Source organism: Citrobacter sp. Cb031, from assembly GCF_030336725.1.
GTDB lineage: Bacteria > Pseudomonadota > Gammaproteobacteria > Enterobacterales > Enterobacteriaceae > Citrobacter > Citrobacter braakii.
Genome location: NZ_JAOWDA010000034.1, coordinates 618,579 through 637,417 on the forward strand (window position 1 = coordinate 618,579; position 18,839 = coordinate 637,417).

At 52.3% G+C, this 18,839-nt stretch carries 20 protein-coding genes; 14 read left to right on the forward strand and 6 right to left on the reverse strand.

The features are described from left to right. Positions 1 to 4 precede the first annotated feature (4 nt). Both OGV93_RS19390 and add read left to right on the forward strand, forming a co-directional pair. Complete coding sequence (locus OGV93_RS19390; protein ID WP_287110010.1) at positions 5 to 1,177, forward strand: MalY/PatB family protein; 1,173 nt, start codon at positions 5 to 7, stop codon at positions 1,175 to 1,177. Between the two features lie 100 nt (positions 1,178 to 1,277). Next, on the forward strand, positions 1,278 to 2,279 hold the full coding sequence (gene add, locus OGV93_RS19395) for an adenosine deaminase (protein WP_287110012.1): 1,002 nt from the start codon (positions 1,278 to 1,280) through the stop codon (positions 2,277 to 2,279). Between the two features lie 52 nt (positions 2,280 to 2,331). On the opposite strand, the gene OGV93_RS19400 is transcribed toward add, so the two are convergent. Beyond that, positions 2,332 to 3,372, reverse strand: a complete 1,041-nt coding sequence (locus OGV93_RS19400; RefSeq protein ID WP_287110014.1) for an oxidoreductase — start codon at positions 3,370 to 3,372, stop codon at positions 2,332 to 2,334. 241 nt (positions 3,373 to 3,613) lie between these two features. On the opposite strand from OGV93_RS19400, the gene blr reads away from it, so the two are divergent. From blr to gstA, 12 genes are all read left to right on the forward strand, one after another. After that, on the forward strand, positions 3,614 to 3,739 hold the full coding sequence (gene blr / locus OGV93_RS19405; RefSeq protein WP_019076739.1) for a division septum protein Blr: 126 nt from the start codon (positions 3,614 to 3,616) through the stop codon (positions 3,737 to 3,739). A gap of 292 nt (positions 3,740 to 4,031) precedes the next feature. After that, positions 4,032 to 4,247, forward strand: a complete 216-nt coding sequence (gene ydgT / locus OGV93_RS19410) for a transcription modulator YdgT (RefSeq protein WP_003832804.1) — start codon at positions 4,032 to 4,034, stop codon at positions 4,245 to 4,247. Positions 4,248 to 4,338: 91 nt separating this feature from the next. After that, positions 4,339 to 4,779, forward strand: a complete 441-nt coding sequence (locus OGV93_RS19415) for a DUF2569 domain-containing protein (protein ID WP_016153009.1) — start codon at positions 4,339 to 4,341, stop codon at positions 4,777 to 4,779. Positions 4,780 to 4,855: 76 nt separating this feature from the next. Further along, entirely contained in the window at positions 4,856 to 5,437 is a 582-nt protein-coding gene (rsxA, locus tag OGV93_RS19420) for an electron transport complex subunit RsxA (RefSeq protein WP_003029144.1), read from the forward strand. After that, positions 5,437 to 6,015 carry an electron transport complex subunit RsxB gene (rsxB, locus tag OGV93_RS19425; RefSeq protein WP_049281812.1) on the forward strand — a complete coding sequence of 193 codons (579 nt, stop codon included), beginning with the start codon at positions 5,437 to 5,439 and terminating at the stop codon, positions 6,013 to 6,015. Before rsxA ends, rsxB begins: the two co-directional genes overlap by 1 nt. Further along, positions 6,008 to 8,125, forward strand: coding sequence for an electron transport complex subunit RsxC (gene rsxC, locus OGV93_RS19430; protein ID WP_287110016.1), 2,118 nt, complete (start codon positions 6,008 to 6,010; stop codon positions 8,123 to 8,125). Before rsxB ends, rsxC begins: the two co-directional genes overlap by 8 nt. Further along, on the forward strand, positions 8,126 to 9,178 hold the full coding sequence (gene rsxD, locus OGV93_RS19435; protein WP_287110017.1) for an electron transport complex subunit RsxD: 1,053 nt from the start codon (positions 8,126 to 8,128) through the stop codon (positions 9,176 to 9,178). A gap of 9 nt (positions 9,179 to 9,187) precedes the next feature. After that, positions 9,188 to 9,808 (forward strand): electron transport complex subunit RsxG, encoded by a 621-nt coding sequence (gene rsxG / locus OGV93_RS19440; RefSeq protein WP_047358431.1) that lies wholly within the window; start codon positions 9,188 to 9,190, stop codon positions 9,806 to 9,808. A gap of 3 nt (positions 9,809 to 9,811) precedes the next feature. Then, on the forward strand, positions 9,812 to 10,504 hold the full coding sequence (locus tag OGV93_RS19445) for an electron transport complex subunit E (protein WP_016153005.1): 693 nt from the start codon (positions 9,812 to 9,814) through the stop codon (positions 10,502 to 10,504). Beyond that, positions 10,504 to 11,139: an endonuclease III gene (gene nth, locus OGV93_RS19450; RefSeq protein WP_016153004.1), complete on the forward strand. Its 636-nt coding sequence runs from the start codon at positions 10,504 to 10,506 to the stop codon at positions 11,137 to 11,139. Before OGV93_RS19445 ends, nth begins: the two co-directional genes overlap by 1 nt. A 613-nt stretch (positions 11,140 to 11,752) precedes the next feature. After that, positions 11,753 to 13,258, forward strand: coding sequence for a dipeptide/tripeptide permease DtpA (dtpA, locus tag OGV93_RS19455; protein ID WP_016153003.1), 1,506 nt, complete (start codon positions 11,753 to 11,755; stop codon positions 13,256 to 13,258). 104 nt (positions 13,259 to 13,362) lie between these two features. Continuing rightward, positions 13,363 to 13,968, forward strand: coding sequence for a glutathione transferase GstA (gstA, locus tag OGV93_RS19460; protein ID WP_103928189.1), 606 nt, complete (start codon positions 13,363 to 13,365; stop codon positions 13,966 to 13,968). 83 nt (positions 13,969 to 14,051) lie between these two features. Here the strand turns inward: gstA and pdxY are convergent, their stop codons facing one another. From pdxY to anmK, 5 genes are all read right to left on the reverse strand, one after another. Beyond that, a complete protein-coding gene (pdxY, locus tag OGV93_RS19465; protein WP_019076734.1) occupies positions 14,052 to 14,912 on the reverse strand; it encodes a pyridoxal kinase PdxY in 861 nt (286 codons plus the stop codon). Between the two features lie 64 nt (positions 14,913 to 14,976). After that, on the reverse strand, positions 14,977 to 16,251 hold the full coding sequence (tyrS, locus tag OGV93_RS19470) for a tyrosine--tRNA ligase (protein ID WP_047500530.1): 1,275 nt from the start codon (positions 16,249 to 16,251) through the stop codon (positions 14,977 to 14,979). 126 nt (positions 16,252 to 16,377) lie between these two features. Continuing rightward, complete coding sequence (pdxH, locus tag OGV93_RS19475; RefSeq protein ID WP_003029169.1) at positions 16,378 to 17,034, reverse strand: pyridoxamine 5'-phosphate oxidase; 657 nt, start codon at positions 17,032 to 17,034, stop codon at positions 16,378 to 16,380. A gap of 58 nt (positions 17,035 to 17,092) precedes the next feature. After that, entirely contained in the window at positions 17,093 to 17,422 is a 330-nt protein-coding gene (mliC, locus tag OGV93_RS19480) for a C-type lysozyme inhibitor (RefSeq protein ID WP_085951051.1), read from the reverse strand. 87 nt (positions 17,423 to 17,509) lie between these two features. Next, positions 17,510 to 18,631: an anhydro-N-acetylmuramic acid kinase gene (gene anmK / locus OGV93_RS19485; protein ID WP_016152999.1), complete on the reverse strand. Its 1,122-nt coding sequence runs from the start codon at positions 18,629 to 18,631 to the stop codon at positions 17,510 to 17,512. Positions 18,632 to 18,839: the final 208 nt, after the last annotated feature.

Genomic DNA, 18,839 nt, shown 5'->3' on the forward strand with positions numbered 1-18,839 from the left:
CAATATGTTTGATTTTTCAAAGGTTGTGGACAGGCACGGTACCTGGTGTACTCAGTGGGATTACGTTGCCGACCGTTTTGGTTCAGCCGACCTGCTGCCATTCACCATCTCCGATATGGATTTTGCCACCGCACCTTGCATTCTGGAGGCGCTGACTCAGCGCCTGTCACATGGCGTGTTGGGTTACAGCCGCTGGAAAAACGATGAGTTTCTGGCGGCGATAAGCCATTGGTTTCTTTCGCGACATAACACTCAAATAGATCCTCAGTCGCTGGTATATGGCCCCTCGGTCATCTATATGGTGTCGGAGTTGATCCGCCAGTGGTCATCCGTGGGCGATGCGGTGGTTATCCATACTCCGGCTTACGATGCGTTTTACAAAGCGATTGAAGGTAATCAGCGCCAGGTACACGCAGTCGGACTGGAAAAACGCGCCGACGGCTGGTTTTGCGACATGGTTGCGCTGGAGAAAGCCCTGTCTCGACCTGAAAGCAAAATTCTTCTGCTTTGCAGCCCACAAAACCCAACGGGCAAAGTGTGGACGCGCGACGAGCTGGAAACCATGGCGGAACTGTGTCAGCGCCATGGTGTAAAAGTTATCTCCGATGAGATTCATATGGATATGGTATGGTCAGACCGGCCGCACATCCCGTGGAGTAACGTCGCGCGTGGCAGTTGGGCACTGCTCACTTCCGGCTCAAAGAGTTTTAATATTCCGGCATTAACCGGGGCTTACGGACTCATTGAAGATGCTCAAAGCCGCAACGATTACCTCAGCGCGTTAAAAGGCCGCGATGGTCTTTCCTCGCCTGCGGTGCTGGCGCTTAGCGCACATATTACCGCTTATCAACAGGGTGCAAGCTGGCTTGATGCGCTGCGCGATTATCTTGCCAGCAATCTGCATTACGTTGCGCGTGAGCTTAATGCCGCATTCCCCGAACTCAACTGGCAGATTCCGCAATCCACCTATCTGGCATGGATTGACCTGCGTCCGCTCAATATTGATGACCATGCCTTGCAGGATGTTCTCATCCACCAGCAGAAAGTCGCTATCATGCCGGGATATACCTACGGAGAAGAAGGTCGCGGTTTTGTACGCCTCAATGCCGGATGCCCAAGATCCAAGCTTGAAAAAGGCGTTCAGGGGCTGATTAACGCCATCCGTTCTGTACGTTAATTAAGTTTGCGCAATGAAATTATTCATTGCGCAACATAGCTTTTTATCCCGATTTTTTCATATAATACGACGCACTTTACCTAAATACACGAGTGCGACCATGATTGATACTTCCCTCCCCCTGACCGACGTCCATCGCCACCTTGATGGTAACATCCGTGCCCAAACGATCCTGGATCTGGGTCGTCAGTTCAATTTAACGCTTCCGGCACAAACGCTGGAAACGCTGATCCCTCATGTGCAAGTCACATCAACTGAGCCGGATTTAGTGAGCTTTTTATCCAAGCTCGACTGGGGCGTGAAGGTACTGGCCTCGCTGGATGCGTGTCGCCGCGTGGCATTTGAGAATATTGAGGATGCAGCACGTAACGGTCTGCACTATGTAGAATTACGTTTTTCACCCGGCTATATGGCGATGGCGCATCAGCTCACGGTTGCGGGCGTAGTTGAAGCCGTCATTGCCGGCGTACGCGAGGGCTGCAAGACCTTTGGCGTCGAAGCTCGCTTAATTGGCATTATGAGCCGTACCTTCGGCGAAGCCGCCTGCCTGCAGGAACTGGATGCGCTGTTAGCCCACCGTGACCATATTACGGCGCTGGATCTGGCTGGTGACGAACTCGGTTTCCCGGGCAGTCTGTTCCTGTCGCATTTCAATCAGGCGCGCGACGCCGGCTGGCGTATTACCGTGCATGCGGGCGAAGCCGCGGGACCAGAAAGTATCTGGCAGGCTATTAAAGAGCTGGGCGCAGAACGTATTGGTCACGGCGTAAAAGCCGTTGAAGATCGTGCATTGATGGATTACCTCGCCGAACACCGTATCGGCATCGAATCCTGCCTGACATCGAACATTCAGACCAGCACCGTCGCCTCTCTGGCAACCCACCCGCTGAAAACATTCCTTGAGCATGGCGTTTTAGCCAGCTTGAATACGGACGATCCGGCGGTACAGGGTGTGGATATTATTCACGAGTACACCATTGCCGCACCAGCAGCAGGACTCACGCGCGAACAGATCCGTCAGGCGCAAATCAACGGCCTGGAAATGGCATTTCTGAGTAACGAAGAAAAACGTGCCCTGCGCGAGAAAGTCGCGGCAGCGTGACGGTTAAAGTGCCGGATGAGATGCTGAGCATCGCCATCCGGCATTTGCCTAATCAGGCAAGGCACAGCGTCGAGCGATGTTTCGCCGATTCAAGACCCAGCTCAATCAGCTCCATGATTTGAATAGCTTGTCTCGCCGGTACCGGGTTTTCACCGTGACCATTTAGCGCATCACGAATGCCAGCATAGTACGCCGGGTAATTACCCGGTACAGTCAGCCAGGTCTCTTCAACCTGCTCTTCGCCTTCTATTCGCGTCAACACGCCATCGCGCATGTCGTAACCCCAGTCTTCCTGAGGCAGTCGCTCGCCATTTTTCAGGCGCTCTTCCTGCGGGTCAAGACCATACTTCACATAGCTGCCACGCGATCCGTGCACGATATAACGGGCCGACTCAGCGGCAGCAAGCATGGTGCCGTGCAGAATCACACGACGCTGCGGATAAGTCAGGATGGCATGGAAGTAATCCGTCGCTTGCGCACCTGGGCGGAGCTGAGCCAGGTCTACCGTCATGCTGACGGGCAAACCAAACAGGTTAATCACCTGATCCAGAAGATGCGGTGCTAAATCATACCAGATGCCGCTTCCCGGCCCCCCCTGTTCACGCCAGCGGTCACGAACCTGGGGGCGGAATCGATCGAAATGGGATTCGAAATACGCCACCTCCCCCAAAACGCCATCCGCCAGCAGGGCTTTCAACGTCAGAAAATCACTGTCCCAGCGGCGGTTATGGAAAACGGACAGCACGCGGCCAAGGCTACGCGCCAACGCATCCAGTTCGCGTGCTTGTGACAGTGTCACGGTAAAAGGCTTATCAACAACCACATGTTTGCCCGCTTCCAGCGCAGCCTTCGCTAACGGGAAGTGAGTGTCGTTAGGCGTGGGGATCACAATCAGGTCGATATTCGGATCGTTAAAAAGGTGTTTAGGCTCAGCAACAACCGCCACCGTTGGCCAGTCTGCCTTCACTTTTGCTTCATCACTACTGGAAACCGCAGCCAGTTCGAGGCCCGGTGTGCCCACAATCAGGGGGGCATGGAAGGTTTTACTGGCGTAACCATAGCCAATTAGCCCAACGCGGATGTTGTCACTCATGTTATAGCCTCTCAATTCAGGACTGACCTATTTCACACCATACCCTGCAACGTCTCAATAGTTTAATAACCATTGCGCTACAAAGGTTGTTTATTAACTTAAGTCAAACATATGCCACTTATGCTTAACTTGCAGCGAAAAAGAGGGAGAAATCGTTCCCAATTATCTTGCTGTATTATTGAGAGATTAGTAACATTTGCAGCCTGTGTTTATGGATAAATCAAAGCAAATGTCATCAGTAATGAATCGTCTTATTGAATTAGCAGGTTGGATTGTTCTCACCGTCTCTGTGATCCTGCTGGGTGTTGCCAATCATATTGACAATTACCAGCCACCGGAGCCCGTTGCTGCTGTGCAGAAGAAATAAGCATCTGCAGTCCCTTATAACCCGGCAATTAACATCTAGTAACGGCAGGTTTGGCTGCAAAAGATCGAATTTTGTCAAAAAAAGAGAATAATGCCGCATCCCACTCCGGTGCATATTGCCTGCTGTAGCGAAGCGCGTTACCCTTACCGCAGGTGCGCATAGCGCCTGCTTTTCCACAGGTATGAACACTCTTCTCACATTTGCGCGTCAATCCGCTTTTACCTGTGCATGTTGTTTATTATTTATATTTACTACTCCGTTGGTATTATTTTATTAATATGGATTTCCATTTATGACTGTTCAGGATTACTTATTAAAATTCCGCAAAATCAGTTCACTCGAAAGTCTGGAAAAACTGTTCGACCATCTTAACTACACGCTCACCGACGATAGCGACATTATCAATATGTATCGCGCTGCAGACCATCGCCGTGCCGAGCTTATCTCAGGAGGTCGTCTGTTTGATGTTGGTCAGGTACCCAAATCAGTCTGGCATTACGTGCAATAAAGAAGAAAGTAGCGCTCAACGTTAAAAGCTTTATAATAATTGCCCCAAAATGAATGGCATGTTTGATTGCGCGCGTAAACCTGGAGAAGAGATGACTACCACACCGGCACAACGTATCGGGGGCTGGCTACTTGGGCCACTGGCCTGGCTGTTAGTCGCATTGTTGAGCGCTTCGCTGGCGTTATTACTTTATGTCACTGCGCTGGCTACACCGCAAACCTTCCAAACGCTGGGTGCGCAAAGTACGGCAAATTTGCTGTTATGGGGCGTCTCTTTTATTACCGCGATTGCCATGTGGTATTACACGCTGTGGCTGACGATTGCGTTTTTCAAACGCAGAGCCTGTGTGCCTAAGCATTATATTCTATGGCTGCTGATCTCCGTGTTACTGGCGATTAAAGCGTTTGCGTTTTCACCGGTTCCGGACGCCTTTGCCGTGCGCCAACTGCTGTTCCCATTGCTGGCTGCAGCACTGTTGGTGCCCTATTTCAAACGCTCGCAACGCGTTAAATCGACGTTTGTGAATCCGTAATAACCCTACAGTTAACCTGTTGTCGCCTGTTGTAGATTGTCAGATAATAGGCGGCTTTTTTATTTCAGGCCGAAAAATGACTGATTACCTGCTGCTGTTTGTCGGAACTGTACTGGTCAATAACTTTGTACTGGTCAAGTTTCTGGGGCTCTGCCCGTTTATGGGCGTTTCCAAAAAACTGGAAACCGCAATGGGTATGGGCCTTGCCACGACGTTTGTCATGACACTGGCATCCATCTGCGCATGGCTGATTGATACCTGGATCCTTATTCCACTCAATCTCATCTATCTGCGCACGCTGGCTTTTATTCTGGTCATCGCCGTCGTCGTGCAATTTACCGAGATGGTTGTACGCAAAACCAGCCCTGCACTTTACCGCCTGCTGGGGATCTTCCTACCGCTGATCACCACTAACTGCGCGGTATTAGGCGTGGCGTTACTGAATATCAATCTCGGTCATAACTTTTTACAGTCGGCGCTATACGGTTTTTCCGCCGCCGTCGGCTTCTCGCTGGTGATGGTACTGTTCGCCGCGATCCGCGAACGCCTCGCCGTGGCGGACGTGCCTGCTCCGTTTCGCGGTAATGCGATTGCGCTGATTACCGCTGGTTTAATGTCATTGGCCTTTATGGGCTTTAGTGGTTTGGTGAAGTTGTAATGAATGCTATCTGGATTGCCGTTGCCGCAGTGAGTCTACTGGGTCTGGCGTTCGGCGCTATTTTGGGTTACGCCTCACGACGTTTTGCCGTCGAAGATGATCCTGTCGTGGAGAAAATTGATGAAATTCTCCCGCAAAGCCAGTGTGGACAATGCGGCTATCCGGGCTGTCATCCTTACGCTGAAGCGATCGGTTCTCAGGGCGAAAAAATCAACCGTTGCGCACCCGGAGGCGAAGCGGTGATGTTAAAAATTGCCGCCCTGCTGAACGTCGACCCGCAACCGATTGATGGTGATGAACACGATATTACCCCCGTGCGTATGCTGGCGGTCATTGATGAAAATAACTGTATCGGTTGTACAAAGTGCATTCAGGCCTGCCCGGTTGATGCGATCGTGGGCGCGACCCGCGCTATGCACACAGTGATGAGCGATCTCTGCACCGGGTGCAACCTGTGCGTTGACCCGTGCCCGACGCAATGTATCGAATTACGCCCGGTGGCCGAGACACCTGATAGCTGGAAATGGGATTTAAACACCATCCCTGTGCGCATCATTCCCGTGGAACAACATGTTTAAGTTATTCTCTGCATTCAGAAAAAACAAAATCTGGGACTTTGATGGCGGCATTCATCCACCAGAAATGAAGACCCAGTCGAACGGTACGCCGCTGCGACAGGTTCCGCTGGCGCCACGCTTTGTTATTCCGCTGAAACAACATATTGGCGCGGAGGGTGAGCTGTGCGTAAACGTAGGCGACACCGTGCTGCGTGGTCAGGCGTTAACCCTTGGGCGTGGTAAAATGCTTCCGGTACATGCGCCAACGTCAGGCACCGTTGTTGCTATTGCGCCGCATTCTACTGCACATCCATCGGCATTAGCTGAGCTGAGCGTTATTATTGACGCCGATGGCGAAGATCGCTGGATTGAGCGAGACGGCTGGGTCGATTACCGTTCCCGCAGCCGGGAAGAGCTGATCGCACGTATTCACCAGTTCGGCGTCGCCGGACTGGGTGGCGCGGGTTTTCCCACCGGCGTTAAGCTGCAGGGCGGCGGAGATAAAATTGAAACGCTGATCATTAACGCTGCTGAATGCGAGCCGTACATTACGGCTGATGACCGCCTGATGCAGGACTGCGCGGCGCAGGTCGTCGAAGGTATCCGCATCCTGGCGCATATTCTTCAGCCACGCGAAATTCTACTGGGCATTGAAGATAACAAGCCACAGGCAATTTCCATGCTGCGCGCGGTGCTGGCTGATTCACACGATATCAGCTTACGCGTGATCCCCACCAAGTACCCGTCAGGCGGGGCCAAACAGTTAACGCAAATCCTGACCGGCAAGCAGGTTCCCCACGGGGGACGCTCTTCAGATATCGGCGTGCTGATGCAAAACGTTGGAACCGCCTACGCGATTAAACGTGCGGTGATTGACGGAGAACCGATTACCGAGCGTGTCGTGACGCTGACCGGCGAAGCCGTCAGCCGTCCGGGCAACGTCTGGGCGCGTTTAGGCACGCCGGTTCGTCATCTGCTCAACGACGCAGGCTTCTGCCCTTCCGCCGACCAGATGGTGATTATGGGCGGGCCGCTGATGGGCTTTACGCTGCCGTGGCTGGATGTACCGGTGGTGAAGATAACCAACTGTCTTCTGGCGCCCTCTGCCAGTGAAATGGGAGAAACGCCGGAAGAGAAAGGCTGCATTCGCTGTAGCGCATGCGCCGATGCCTGTCCGGCCGATCTCCTGCCGCAACAGCTTTATTGGTTCAGTAAAGGGCAACAGCACGACAAAGCAACAGCGCACAATATCGCGGACTGCATTGAATGCGGTGCCTGCGCCTGGGTATGCCCAAGCAATATTCCACTGGTGCAGTATTTCCGTCAGGAAAAAGCCGAGATTTATGCCATTAGTCAGGAAGAAAAACGTGCCGCTGAAGCGAAAGCGCGATTTGAAGCCCGACAGGCGCGACTCGAACGTGAAAAAGCAGCACGTCTTGAACGTCACAAAAGCGCAGCCGTTCAGCCTGCGGCTAAAGATCATGATGCCATTGCCGCCGCGCTGGCTCGCGTAAAAGAAAAGCAGGCTCAGGCAATGCAGCCGGTAGTCATTCAGGCTGGCGAAAAACCTGACAATAGTGCCGTGATTGCCGCACGCGAGGCGCGTAAGGCGCAAGCTCGCGCAACCCGGATGGAAAACCCTCCCCAAGCTGGAGGCAGCAACACAGAGGTCGATCCGCGTAAAGCTGCAGTGGAAGCGGCAATCGCTCGTGCTAAAGCCCGCAAGCTTGAGCAGGAAGCCGTAACGGAAACAGCCGAACCGGTGGATCCGCGTAAAGCTGCAGTGGAAGCGGCAATCGCTCGTGCCAAAGCCCGCAAGCTTGAACAGGAAACCGTAACGGAAACAGCCGAACCGGTGGATCCGCGTAAAGCTGCAGTGGAAGCGGCAATCGCTCGTGCCAAAGCCCGCAAGCTTGAACAGGAAACCGTAACGGAAACAGCCGAACCGGTGGATCCGCGTAAAGCCGCCGTGGAAGCGGCTATCGCCCGCGCCAAAGCTCGCAAGCTCGAGCAGCAGGCGGTTACGGAAACAGTCGAACCGGTGGATCCGCGTAAAGCCGCCGTCGCGGCCGCTATTGCACGCGCTCAGGCAAAGAAAGCCGCCCAGCAGCAGGTTGTAAACGAGGAATAAATGGTATTCAGAATAGCAAGCTCCCCTTATACCCATAACCAGCGCCAGACATCGCGTATCATGATGCTGGTGTTACTGGCTGCATTGCCGGGGATCGCCGCTCAGCTGTGGTTCTTTGGCTGGGGTACGTTGTTCCAGATAGTTCTGGCCGCCATCAGCGCTATCGCCGCCGAAGCGGGCGTGCTTAAACTGCGCAAACAACCCATTGTCGCGATTTTAAAAGACAACTCCGCATTTCTCACCGGGTTACTGCTGGCCGTGAGTATTCCCCCGCTCGCCCCCTGGTGGATGGTAGTTTTAGGCACGGTATTCGCCGTTATCATTGCTAAACAACTGTATGGCGGCCTCGGTCAGAACCCGTTTAACCCCGCCATGATTGGTTACGTGGTGCTGCTTATTTCATTCCCGGTACAGATGACAAGCTGGCTGCCGCCGCATGAAATTGCGGCGACTGTGCCTGGTTTTTTTGACGCCCTGAACGTTATCTTTAGCGGACATACCGCCAGCGGCGGGGATATGAACACGCTGCGTATGGGTATTGATGGTATCAGTCAGGCAACACCTCTCGATACCTTTAAGACTTCGCTGCATGCGGGACGTACTGTTGAGCAGGTGATGCAATACCCAATCTACAGCGGCATGCTTGCAGGCGCTGGCTGGCAGTGGGTTAACCTTGCCTGGCTGGTGGGCGGCGTCGTGTTGCTATGGCAGAAAGCGATTCGCTGGCATATCCCGGTTAGCTTCCTGCTGTCGCTCGCCGTTTGTGCCACTTTAGGCTGGATTTTCTCGCCAGATTCGCTGGCCTCGCCTCAGTTGCACCTACTTTCCGGCGCGACCATGCTGGGTGCATTCTTTATTCTTACCGATCCCGTTACAGCATCAACAACCAACCGTGGCCGCCTGATTTTTGGCGCACTTGCGGGCCTGTTAGTGTGGTTGATTCGCAGTTTTGGCGGTTATCCTGATGGCGTGGCTTTTGCCGTATTGCTGGCAAATATCACGGTTCCCCTGATTGATTATTACACCCGCCCTCGCGTGTACGGACATCGCTAAGGACTCCCTATGCTGAAAACGATTCGTAAACACGGTATTACTCTGGCGCTGTTTGCAGCGGGCTCGACGGGGTTAACCGCGGCAATCAATCAATTAACCAAGTCCACCATTGATGAACAAGCCGCGCTGCAGCAAAAAACGCTGTTCGATCAGGTTCTGCCAGGCGATCGCTACAATAATAACTTGTCCGAAAGTTGTTATCTGGTCGATGCGCAGGCGTTGGGCAAAGGCACTCACCGAGTGTATATTGCCCGCCAGGACGATCGTCCCGTTGCAGCAATTCTTGAAGCTACGGCGCCAGATGGTTATTCCGGGGCTATTCAACTGCTGGTTGGTGTCGATTTTTCGGGTACCGTGTTGGGTACGCGGGTGACCGAACATCATGAAACGCCAGGGCTGGGTGATAAAATCGAACTGCGACTGTCCGACTGGATCACCCACTTTAGCGGCAAAACGATCGCTGCGGGTAACGACGCTCACTGGGCGGTGAAAAAAGACGGCGGCGACTTTGACCAGTTTACTGGCGCAACCATTACGCCGCGTGCGGTAGTTAATGCAGTAAAACGCGCCGGTTTGTATGCGCAGACGCTGCCCGCGAAACTTCCTCAACTTAGCGCCTGTGGAGAATAAACCATGAGCGAAATTAAAGACGTTATTGTCCAAGGGTTATGGAAAAATAACTCCGCGCTTGTGCAGTTACTCGGGATGTGTCCGCTGTTGGCCGTCACCTCGACCGCCACTAACGCGCTGGGCCTGGGACTCGCGACTACGCTCGTCCTGACGCTGACGAACCTGACGATTTCTGCCCTTCGTCGCTGGACACCGCCTGAAATACGTATTCCGATTTATGTCATGATCATCGCCTCCGTGGTGAGCGCGGTGCAAATGTTGATCAATGCCTACGCTTTTGGCCTGTATCAGTCTCTGGGCATTTTTATCCCGCTGATTGTGACCAACTGTATTGTTGTTGGCCGCGCTGAAGCCTTCGCAGCCAAAAAAGGCCCTGCGCTATCCGCACTCGATGGCTTTTCCATCGGCATGGGCGCAACTGGCGCCATGTTTGTTCTGGGCTCGCTACGTGAAATAATTGGTAACGGTACACTCTTTGATGGCGCAGACGGTTTGTTGGGTAGCTGGGCCAAAGTATTGCGCGTTGAGATCTTCCATACCGATACGCCGTTTCTGCTGGCCATGCTGCCACCAGGCGCGTTTATTGGCCTGGGTCTGATGCTGGCTGTTAAGTATCTGATTGATGAGAAAATGAAGAAACGTCGTGCCGAGGCGGCTGTCACGGACAGTCCGGCCGGTGAAACAGGGAATGTGTAATGAACAAAGCAAAACGGCTGGAAATACTGACGCGCCTGCGTGAGAACAATCCGCATCCGACAACCGAGCTAAATTTTACATCGCCGTTCGAACTGCTGATTTCAGTCTTGCTCTCCGCGCAGGCCACCGATGTCAGCGTCAATAAAGCGACGGCTAAGCTCTACCCCATCGCCAATACGCCAGCCGCGATGCTGGAGCTTGGCGTTGAAGGGGTTAAGTCCTACATCAAGACAATCGGTTTGTTTAACAGCAAAGCGGAGAACGTGATTAAAACCTGCCGCATTCTGCTGGAGCAACATAATGGCGAAGTGCCTGAAGACCGGGCCGCATTAGAAGCCCTGCCCGGGGTTGGGCGAAAGACGGCTAATGTGGTGTTAAATACCGCCTTTGGCTGGCCCACTATTGCCGTAGATACCCATATTTTTCGCGTTTGTAATCGTACCCAGTTCGCCCCGGGTAAAAACGTCGAGCAGGTTGAAGAGAAGCTGCTGAAAGTCGTACCTAGTGAATTTAAAGTCGATTGCCATCACTGGTTAATTCTTCATGGCCGCTACACCTGTATAGCCAGAAAGCCGCGCTGCGGTTCCTGCATTATCGAAGATCTTTGCGAATTCAAAGAGAAAGTCGATATCTGATGCTGCCGGGGCATACTGCTTGCCCCTCGCTAACATAACGATTAGTTATGCACTCCCCTGAGTTTATTTTCCCGACAATGATGCCGCTCAACCGCCCATATCTAATGCAATATTCTTGTTAATTAACACCTGAGCAGGTTAATCGTTTTTTTAGTAAAAGAAATTTCTATCTATACGTGATCCAGATCATCCAGATAACATAATGTTAAAAAATATTTATTTTTTAGTTAAAGTGACAATCAGATGACCTAACTGAACAGTTTCTAAACAAAACATTACACTGGCTATTTTTCAGATAATGGCCTATATCACTGGATTCAAGCGCAAATAGCAGAACATATCGCCACATTGCGGTTTTCACCCTAATTAAACAGTGTAAAAATCTGCCATTTTTCAAATGAAGAAATTTAACGCTAGATAACATTTCACAGTCCCGACGATTTCACCAGTCATGATATATGTAACAGATTATTACAAACCACTTGTCTGAATGGTCAAGATAGTGAACATTACTTGCCGTTTCCCCTCCCACTATAACAATCGGACGGATGAACTTGACTCATCACGTGCCTGAACACCCCCGTTGATATGGGATGTAAAAAAAGAGGTAAAAGTGTCTACTGCAAACAATAAACCAACAGAAAGCGTGAGTTTAAACGCCTTCAAACAACCAAAAGCGTTCTATCTCATTTTCTCTATTGAGCTGTGGGAGCGTTTTGGTTATTACGGCCTGCAAGGAATTATGGCCGTCTACCTGGTTAAACAACTGGGTATGTCAGAAGCGGATTCCATCACCCTTTTCTCGTCCTTTAGCGCCCTGGTGTACGGTCTGGTTGCCATTGGCGGCTGGTTAGGTGATAAAGTTCTGGGTACAAAACGTGTCATTATGCTGGGTGCCGTTGTCCTGGCCATCGGTTATGCGTTGGTAGCATGGTCTGGTCACGATGCGGGTATCGTTTATATGGGCATGGCGGCCATCGCGGTCGGTAACGGCCTGTTTAAAGCAAACCCATCATCCCTGCTCTCTACCTGCTATGCCAAAGATGACCCGCGTCTTGATGGTGCATTTACCATGTACTACATGTCCGTCAACATCGGTTCATTCTTCTCTATGCTGGCAACACCGTGGTTGGCTGCGCATTACGGCTGGAGCACCGCGTTCGCTCTGAGCGTCGTGGGTATGCTGATTACCGTTGTTAACTTCGCATTCTGTCAGCGCTGGGTTAAACAGTACGGTTCTAAACCTGACTTTGAGCCGATCAACTTCCGTAACCTGTTGCTGACTATTGTTGGCGTCGTGGTGCTGATCGCGATTGCAACCTGGTTGCTGCACAACCAGCAGATCGCACGTATGGTTCTGGGCGTCATTGCTCTGGGTATCGTGTTTATCTTCGGTAAAGAAGCATTCACCATGCACGGTGCTGCGCGTCGTAAAATGATCGTCGCCTTCATTCTGATGCTGGAAGCGATTATCTTCTTCGTGCTGTACAGCCAGATGCCGACCTCACTGAACTTCTTCGCGATTCGTAACGTTGAGCACTCTATTCTTGGCATTGCTTTCGAACCTGAGCAGTACCAGGCACTGAACCCGTTCTGGATCATCATTGGTAGCCCAATCCTCGCCGCTATCTATAACAAGATGGGCGATACCCTGCCGATGCCAACCAAGTTTGCGATTGGTATGGTGCTGTGTTCCGGTGCGTTCCTGATCCTGCCTCTGGGTGCTAAATTCGCTACCGATGCGGGCATCGTTTCCGTTAACTGGCTGATCATCTGCTACGGTCTGCAAAGTATCGGTGAACTGATGATCTCCGGTCTGGGTCTGGCAATGGTGGCTCAGCTGGTTCCGCAACGCCTGATGGGCTTCATCATGGGTAGCTGGTTCCTGACCACTGCCGGTGCAAACATCATCGGTGGTTACGTAGCCAACATGATGGCTGTACCAGAGAACGTCACTGACCCGCTGATGTCCCTTGAAGTCTACGGTCGTGTGTTCCTGCAGATTGGTGTTGCTACGGCTGTTATCGCTGTTCTGATGCTGCTGACGGCACCGAAGCTGAATCGTATGACTCAGGACGATGACGTCAATGAGAAAGCCTCTAAGGCCGCGACAGCGTAATTCTCAGGGAAACTCTTTTTCAGGCCGCTAACTGGTGTTAGCGGCTTTTTTTTTGCCTGAGCTAGCACTACCATACGATATACCTCAGCCAAAAGGAGTTACCGATGAAACTGTTCTACAAACCGGGCGCTTGTTCTCTTGCTTCCCACATCACACTTCGTGAGAGCGGTAAAGATTTCACGCTGGATGGTGTTGATCTGATGAAGAAGCGTCTGGAAAACGGCGATGATTTTTTCGCGGTAAACCCAAAAGGGCAAGTTCCCGCGCTGCTGCTGGATGACGGTACGCTACTGACCGAAGGCGTCGCCATCATGCAATACCTGGCGGACACCGTTCCAGACCGTCAACTCCTTGCCCCGACCAGCAGCCTCTCCCGTTACAAAACCATTGAATGGCTTAACTACATCGCGACAGAACTGCATAAAGGCTTTACCCCACTGTTCCGTCCCGATACGCCGGAAGACTTCAAGCCAACCGTTCGCGCGCTGCTGGAGAAAAAAATGCAGTATGTGAACGACGCGCTGCAAGATAACCAATGGATCTGCGGTTCGCGCTTCAGCATTGCGGACGCCTATTTGTTCACCGTGCTGCGTTGGGCGTATGCGGTTAAGCTGAATATGGCAGGGTTAAGCAATATCGATGCGTATATGGCGCGTATGGCTGAACGTCCGGCGGTTGGCGCGGCGTTGAAAGCAGAAGGGTTAAATTAATTGTTGTTGCCGGGTAGCGCTTGCGCTTACCCGGCCTTCAGCCAAACGCAGGCCCGATAAGCGTGAGCGCCATCGGGCATTGGTTACAGCTGCGTCGCGCTGAAGTAGTGTTCAGGCTTCGCGATACAATCCTGCGCAGCCACGACCTGCAGCTCATACTCGTGCATTTTTTTGGTGGCAATCATCACTTCGTACACCGCCGCCGTCACGTGCTCCAGCGCCTGCTGTAAAGACGCGCCCTGCAGCAGTTTAACCAACAATAAGCCGCTGGTGACATCACCCACGCCAACCGGTTGACGAGCACCAAAATCGACTAACGGTCGGCTGATATGCCACGCTTGTTCAGCGGTAACTAACAGCATCTCGAAACGATCTGCGCTGATACCCGCGCGAGCCAGATGCTTCACCAGCACAATCTCTGGTCCCTGAGCGATGAGCTCACGCGCTGCCGCCACGGCCTCATTAACATTGTTCACCGCATGCTCGCACAGAATTTCGAGCTCAACCAAATTCGGGGCGATAATATCGCTGGCTGGAAGCGCATGGCGTACATGAAACTCCGCTACGCCCGGCGCGACGATACACCCTTTTTCCGGATGGCCCATCACCGGGTCACAAAAATATTTCGCCTGCGGATTGGCCGCTTTTACTTTGCGTACAATACCCAGAATATGCTCGCCCTGTTCAGCCGAGCCAAGATAGCCGCTCAGTACTGCGTCACAAGTCTGGAGTTTATCGATATCGGCAATGCCCTGGACAATGTCAGTCAGATGACTCGGCGGCATAACGCAACCGGTCCATTTGCCGTACTGTGTGTGGTTAGAAAACTGAACGGTATTCAGCGGCCAGACATTTGCGCCAAGACGACGCATTGGAAATTCTGCTGCACTGTTGCCCGCATGACCAAAAACAACGTGGGACTGGATGGCGAGGATATTCTTCATTTTACTTACCACAACCCTGAAAAAATAAAGGGGCGTAGTTTCCCACGCCCCTGCTAACTAAATCTTACTTCCAGCAAATCAGACAATAGTTCTTCTTGCCACGGCGCAGTAAGGTGTAGCGCCCGAACAGGATATCACTCTCCTGGAAGAAATATTCCGGATCGGATTGCTTCTCACCGTTGATGGTCACCGCATTAGACGCGATAGTCTTACGTGCCTGGCCGCGAGAAGGTTGCAGCTCGGAGTCCACCAGCGCCTGCATCAGATCGGCACCTTTGTCCATCTCGATCATCGGCACGCCATCTTGCGCCAGCTGTTCGAAATCCGCTTCGCTCAAATCGCTCAGATTACCGTTGAACAAGCTTTCGGTAATACGTTTTGCCGCTACCAGACCTTCTTCGCCGTGAACCAGACGCGTTACTTGCTCAGCCAGAACATACTGGGCGCGCGGCGCTTTACCGCTATTTTTATCTTCTTCTTCCAGCGCATTGATCTCTTCAATGTCCATGAAGGTGAAGAATTTCAGGAAGCGATAAACATCCGCATCGGCGGTGTTAATCCAGAACTGGTAGAATTTGTACGGACTGGTTTTCTTCGGATCCAGCCACACAGCGCCGCCTTCCGTCTTACCGAATTTCGTACCGTCAGCTTTAGTGATCAACGGAACGGTCAGACCAAACACCTGGTTCTGGTGCAGGCGACGGGTCAAATCGATACCCGAAGTAATGTTGCCCCACTGGTCAGAACCGCCAATCTGCAGCGCAACACCGTGCAGTTTGTTCAGGCAGGCAAAGTCATAACCCTGCAGCAGGTTGTAAGAAAACTCGGTAAAAGAGATCCCCTGATCGTCACGGTTCAGACGCTGCTTCACCGCTTCTTTGTTGATCATCTGGTTAACGGAGAAGTGTTTGCCGATATCACGCAGGAAAGTCAGTACATTCATACTGCCAAACCAGTCATAGTTGTTCGCAGCAATCGCCGAGTTGTCGCCACAGTCGAAATCGAGGAACGGCGCAACCTGTTTGCGGATTTTATCCACCCACTGCTGCACGGTGTCTTCGGTATTCAGTTTACGCTCGGCGGCTTTAAAGCTCGGGTCACCAATCAGACCGGTTGCGCCACCCACCAGTGCGACAGGCTTATGGCCTGCCTGCTGGAAGCGTTTCAGGCATAACAATGGAACCAGATGCCCCAAATGCAAGCTGTCAGCGGTAGGATCGAAGCCGCAATAGAGCGCGATCGGGCCTTGCGCCAGTCGCTCTGCTAACGCTTCCTCGTCCGTCACCTGGGCCACCAGCCCCCGCTCTTGCAATTGTTTAATCAAGTTACTGCTTGCCATCAAAATCTCCATGTATAAAACGACTGCACCTTAGCCGGTACACGACTTTTCGCCTGATGCGAAAGAAACATAGAATAAAGCGCCGGATTGTTCAGCACCAGCGCTTAAAACAAGAATTTTGCATCTTTAGGGGGCCAGGCGATCAATTTTCCACGCGTTATCTTCGCGTTGGTATAAAAAACGATCGTGCAGACGGTTTTCGCCACCCTGCCAGAACTCCATCTGCTCAATACTTACGCGAAAGCCTCCCCAGAAACTGGGCAGTGGAACTTCTCCTTGCTGAAACTTCTGCTTCAGTTCGAGGAATTTGCTTTCCAGAATACCGCGCGCGGAGATACGACTGGATTGCTTAGAGACCCAGGCGCCAATCTGACTATCACGTGGGCGACTGTGGAAGTATTTCACCACTTCCAGCGTGGAAAGGCGCTCAGCCTTGCCGATCACCATCACCTGCCGTTCCAGCGTATGCCAGGGAAACAGGAGGCTGATGCGTGGGTTTTTCTCAATCTGATGTGCCTTACGGCTACCGAGGTTGGTATAGAACACCAGCCCTTTGTCATCATAATGTTTGAGCAACACGATACGCTGATAAGGCTGACCGTTTTCATCGACGGTAGCAACGACCATCGCAGTGGGATCGGCCAGTTTGGCGTCACAGGCTTGCCCCAGCCAGCGCTCGAACAGCGCAAGGGGTTCGGCGGGAAGATCGCGGCGGCGGAGACCGCCTTTCGTGTATTCACGGCGCAAATGCGCGATTTGCTGCAATTCGTCGTTATCAGACATGATGTTGGCTACGGATTGTCAGTGGGTGACGCTATTGTGCGCCGCCCAGGTGAAAATCTCAACGCTTCGGGTTCTGTAACTGACAGTTATTTAGCACAATTCTGTCTCGTTTATAGACCGTTGCCTCGTCGCCTTTAGACCAGAAGACGTAAATACCATCGGTATAGCGAGCACCTGATGCCGACACGCCCTGTTTGAGGTTCAATAGCTGATTATCATAAACAAAACTCGCCATCTGACGGGTATTGTTCAGCTTCACGGTAAGGGGTTTTTCGTCACAGCGGTATTCGAGGGTATCCGTTTGCATACGCTCGACAAATTGGTTGTACACGCTGCACCCGCTAAGCAGTACCGGCAGACACACTAACAACAGTTTTTTCATAGCCATATCCTGAAGACTTTCCTGGTCCTGGAGGGTAATGGCACCCTCCCTAATATCCCTAGTTTATCGACATATGGCGCTGAATAATTTCAGTTAACTCTGAGTTCGTGGGTTAGCGGGATAAATCGCCCCTAAAACGCTCGGTTCTGATGCGCCGGTCACGGAAGGCAGATTTCCCGGTAATCCCGCCAGCGTTCGCCACGCCAGCCAGGCAAAAGCAAGGGCCTCCATGTCATCGCCGCTGATCCCAGCCTCATCGGTTGAGGTGACCTCTGTCCCTGGCAATAACGCCGCCAGACGCATCATCAGCAGTGGATTACGGCTGCCGCCGCCGCATACCATTAGCCGTTCACAGCCTCCGCTTAGCAAGACCTGCTCGGAAATGGTCACGGCCGTCAGTTCGGCAAGCGTCGCCTGCACATCCCGCGGGCTTATTCCCGGGAACTGCGCCATATGACGTTCTATCCAGCCATAATTGAAATACTCGCGGCCAGTGCTTTTCGGCGCAGGCGCAGAAAAATAAGGATCGTTAAGCATATTTTGCAGTAAAGGCAGGATCACCGTTCCCGATGTGGCCCACTGCGCATCTTTGTCGTAGGGTTGGCCGCATTGCCGCCAGATCCAGGCATCCATCAGCATATTGCCCGGCCCGGTGTCGTAACCGCGAACGGGTTGCTGTGGGATAAGCAGAGACAGATTGGCAATTCCGCCGATGTTTAGCACCATCCGCCGCTCCGTTGGATGAGCCAACAGCGCCTGATGAAAAGCGGGAACCAACGGCGCGCCCTGCCCGCCGAGAGCGATATCGCGGCGACGAAAATCGCCGATCACCGTTATCCCGGTACGCGCGACGATTTGATTGTTGTCGCCAATTTGCAGCGTGTGCGGCGCGATCCCCGTCGGTTCATGCCACACGGTTTGCCCATGACAGCCAATCGCAACGATCTCCTGCGGTTTCAATTTTTCCTGTGCCAACAGCGCATTCACCGCCTCGGCAAACAGATAACCGAGCTGTGCGTCAAGTTGGCCAAACTGCGATAGCGTAAGCTGCTGCCCCTGGCAGATATCCAGGATCGCCTGCTTTATATGGAGAGGGATAGGCCAGGTCAGACTCGCCTGTTGCGCAACCATCGTTTCATCTATTGTCGCCAGCACAACATCGACACCATCAAGGCTGGTTCCAGACATTACACCGATAAAACGGCCCGATTTCATATGTCATCCTTTTAAGCAAATTAGCCTTGACACTCAACCATAAAGTGCCGACTAATGCCATGCTTCCTTAATGATTTTTGAGGGCTAATCATTACAATGGACGCTTTATTACATCAATTATATGAATGATTCGTTTATACTCGGTATATCCGATTTCGGTTAAGATTTTCATATTGTTCCAGTAGAACATGTGACCTTAGGCTCACAA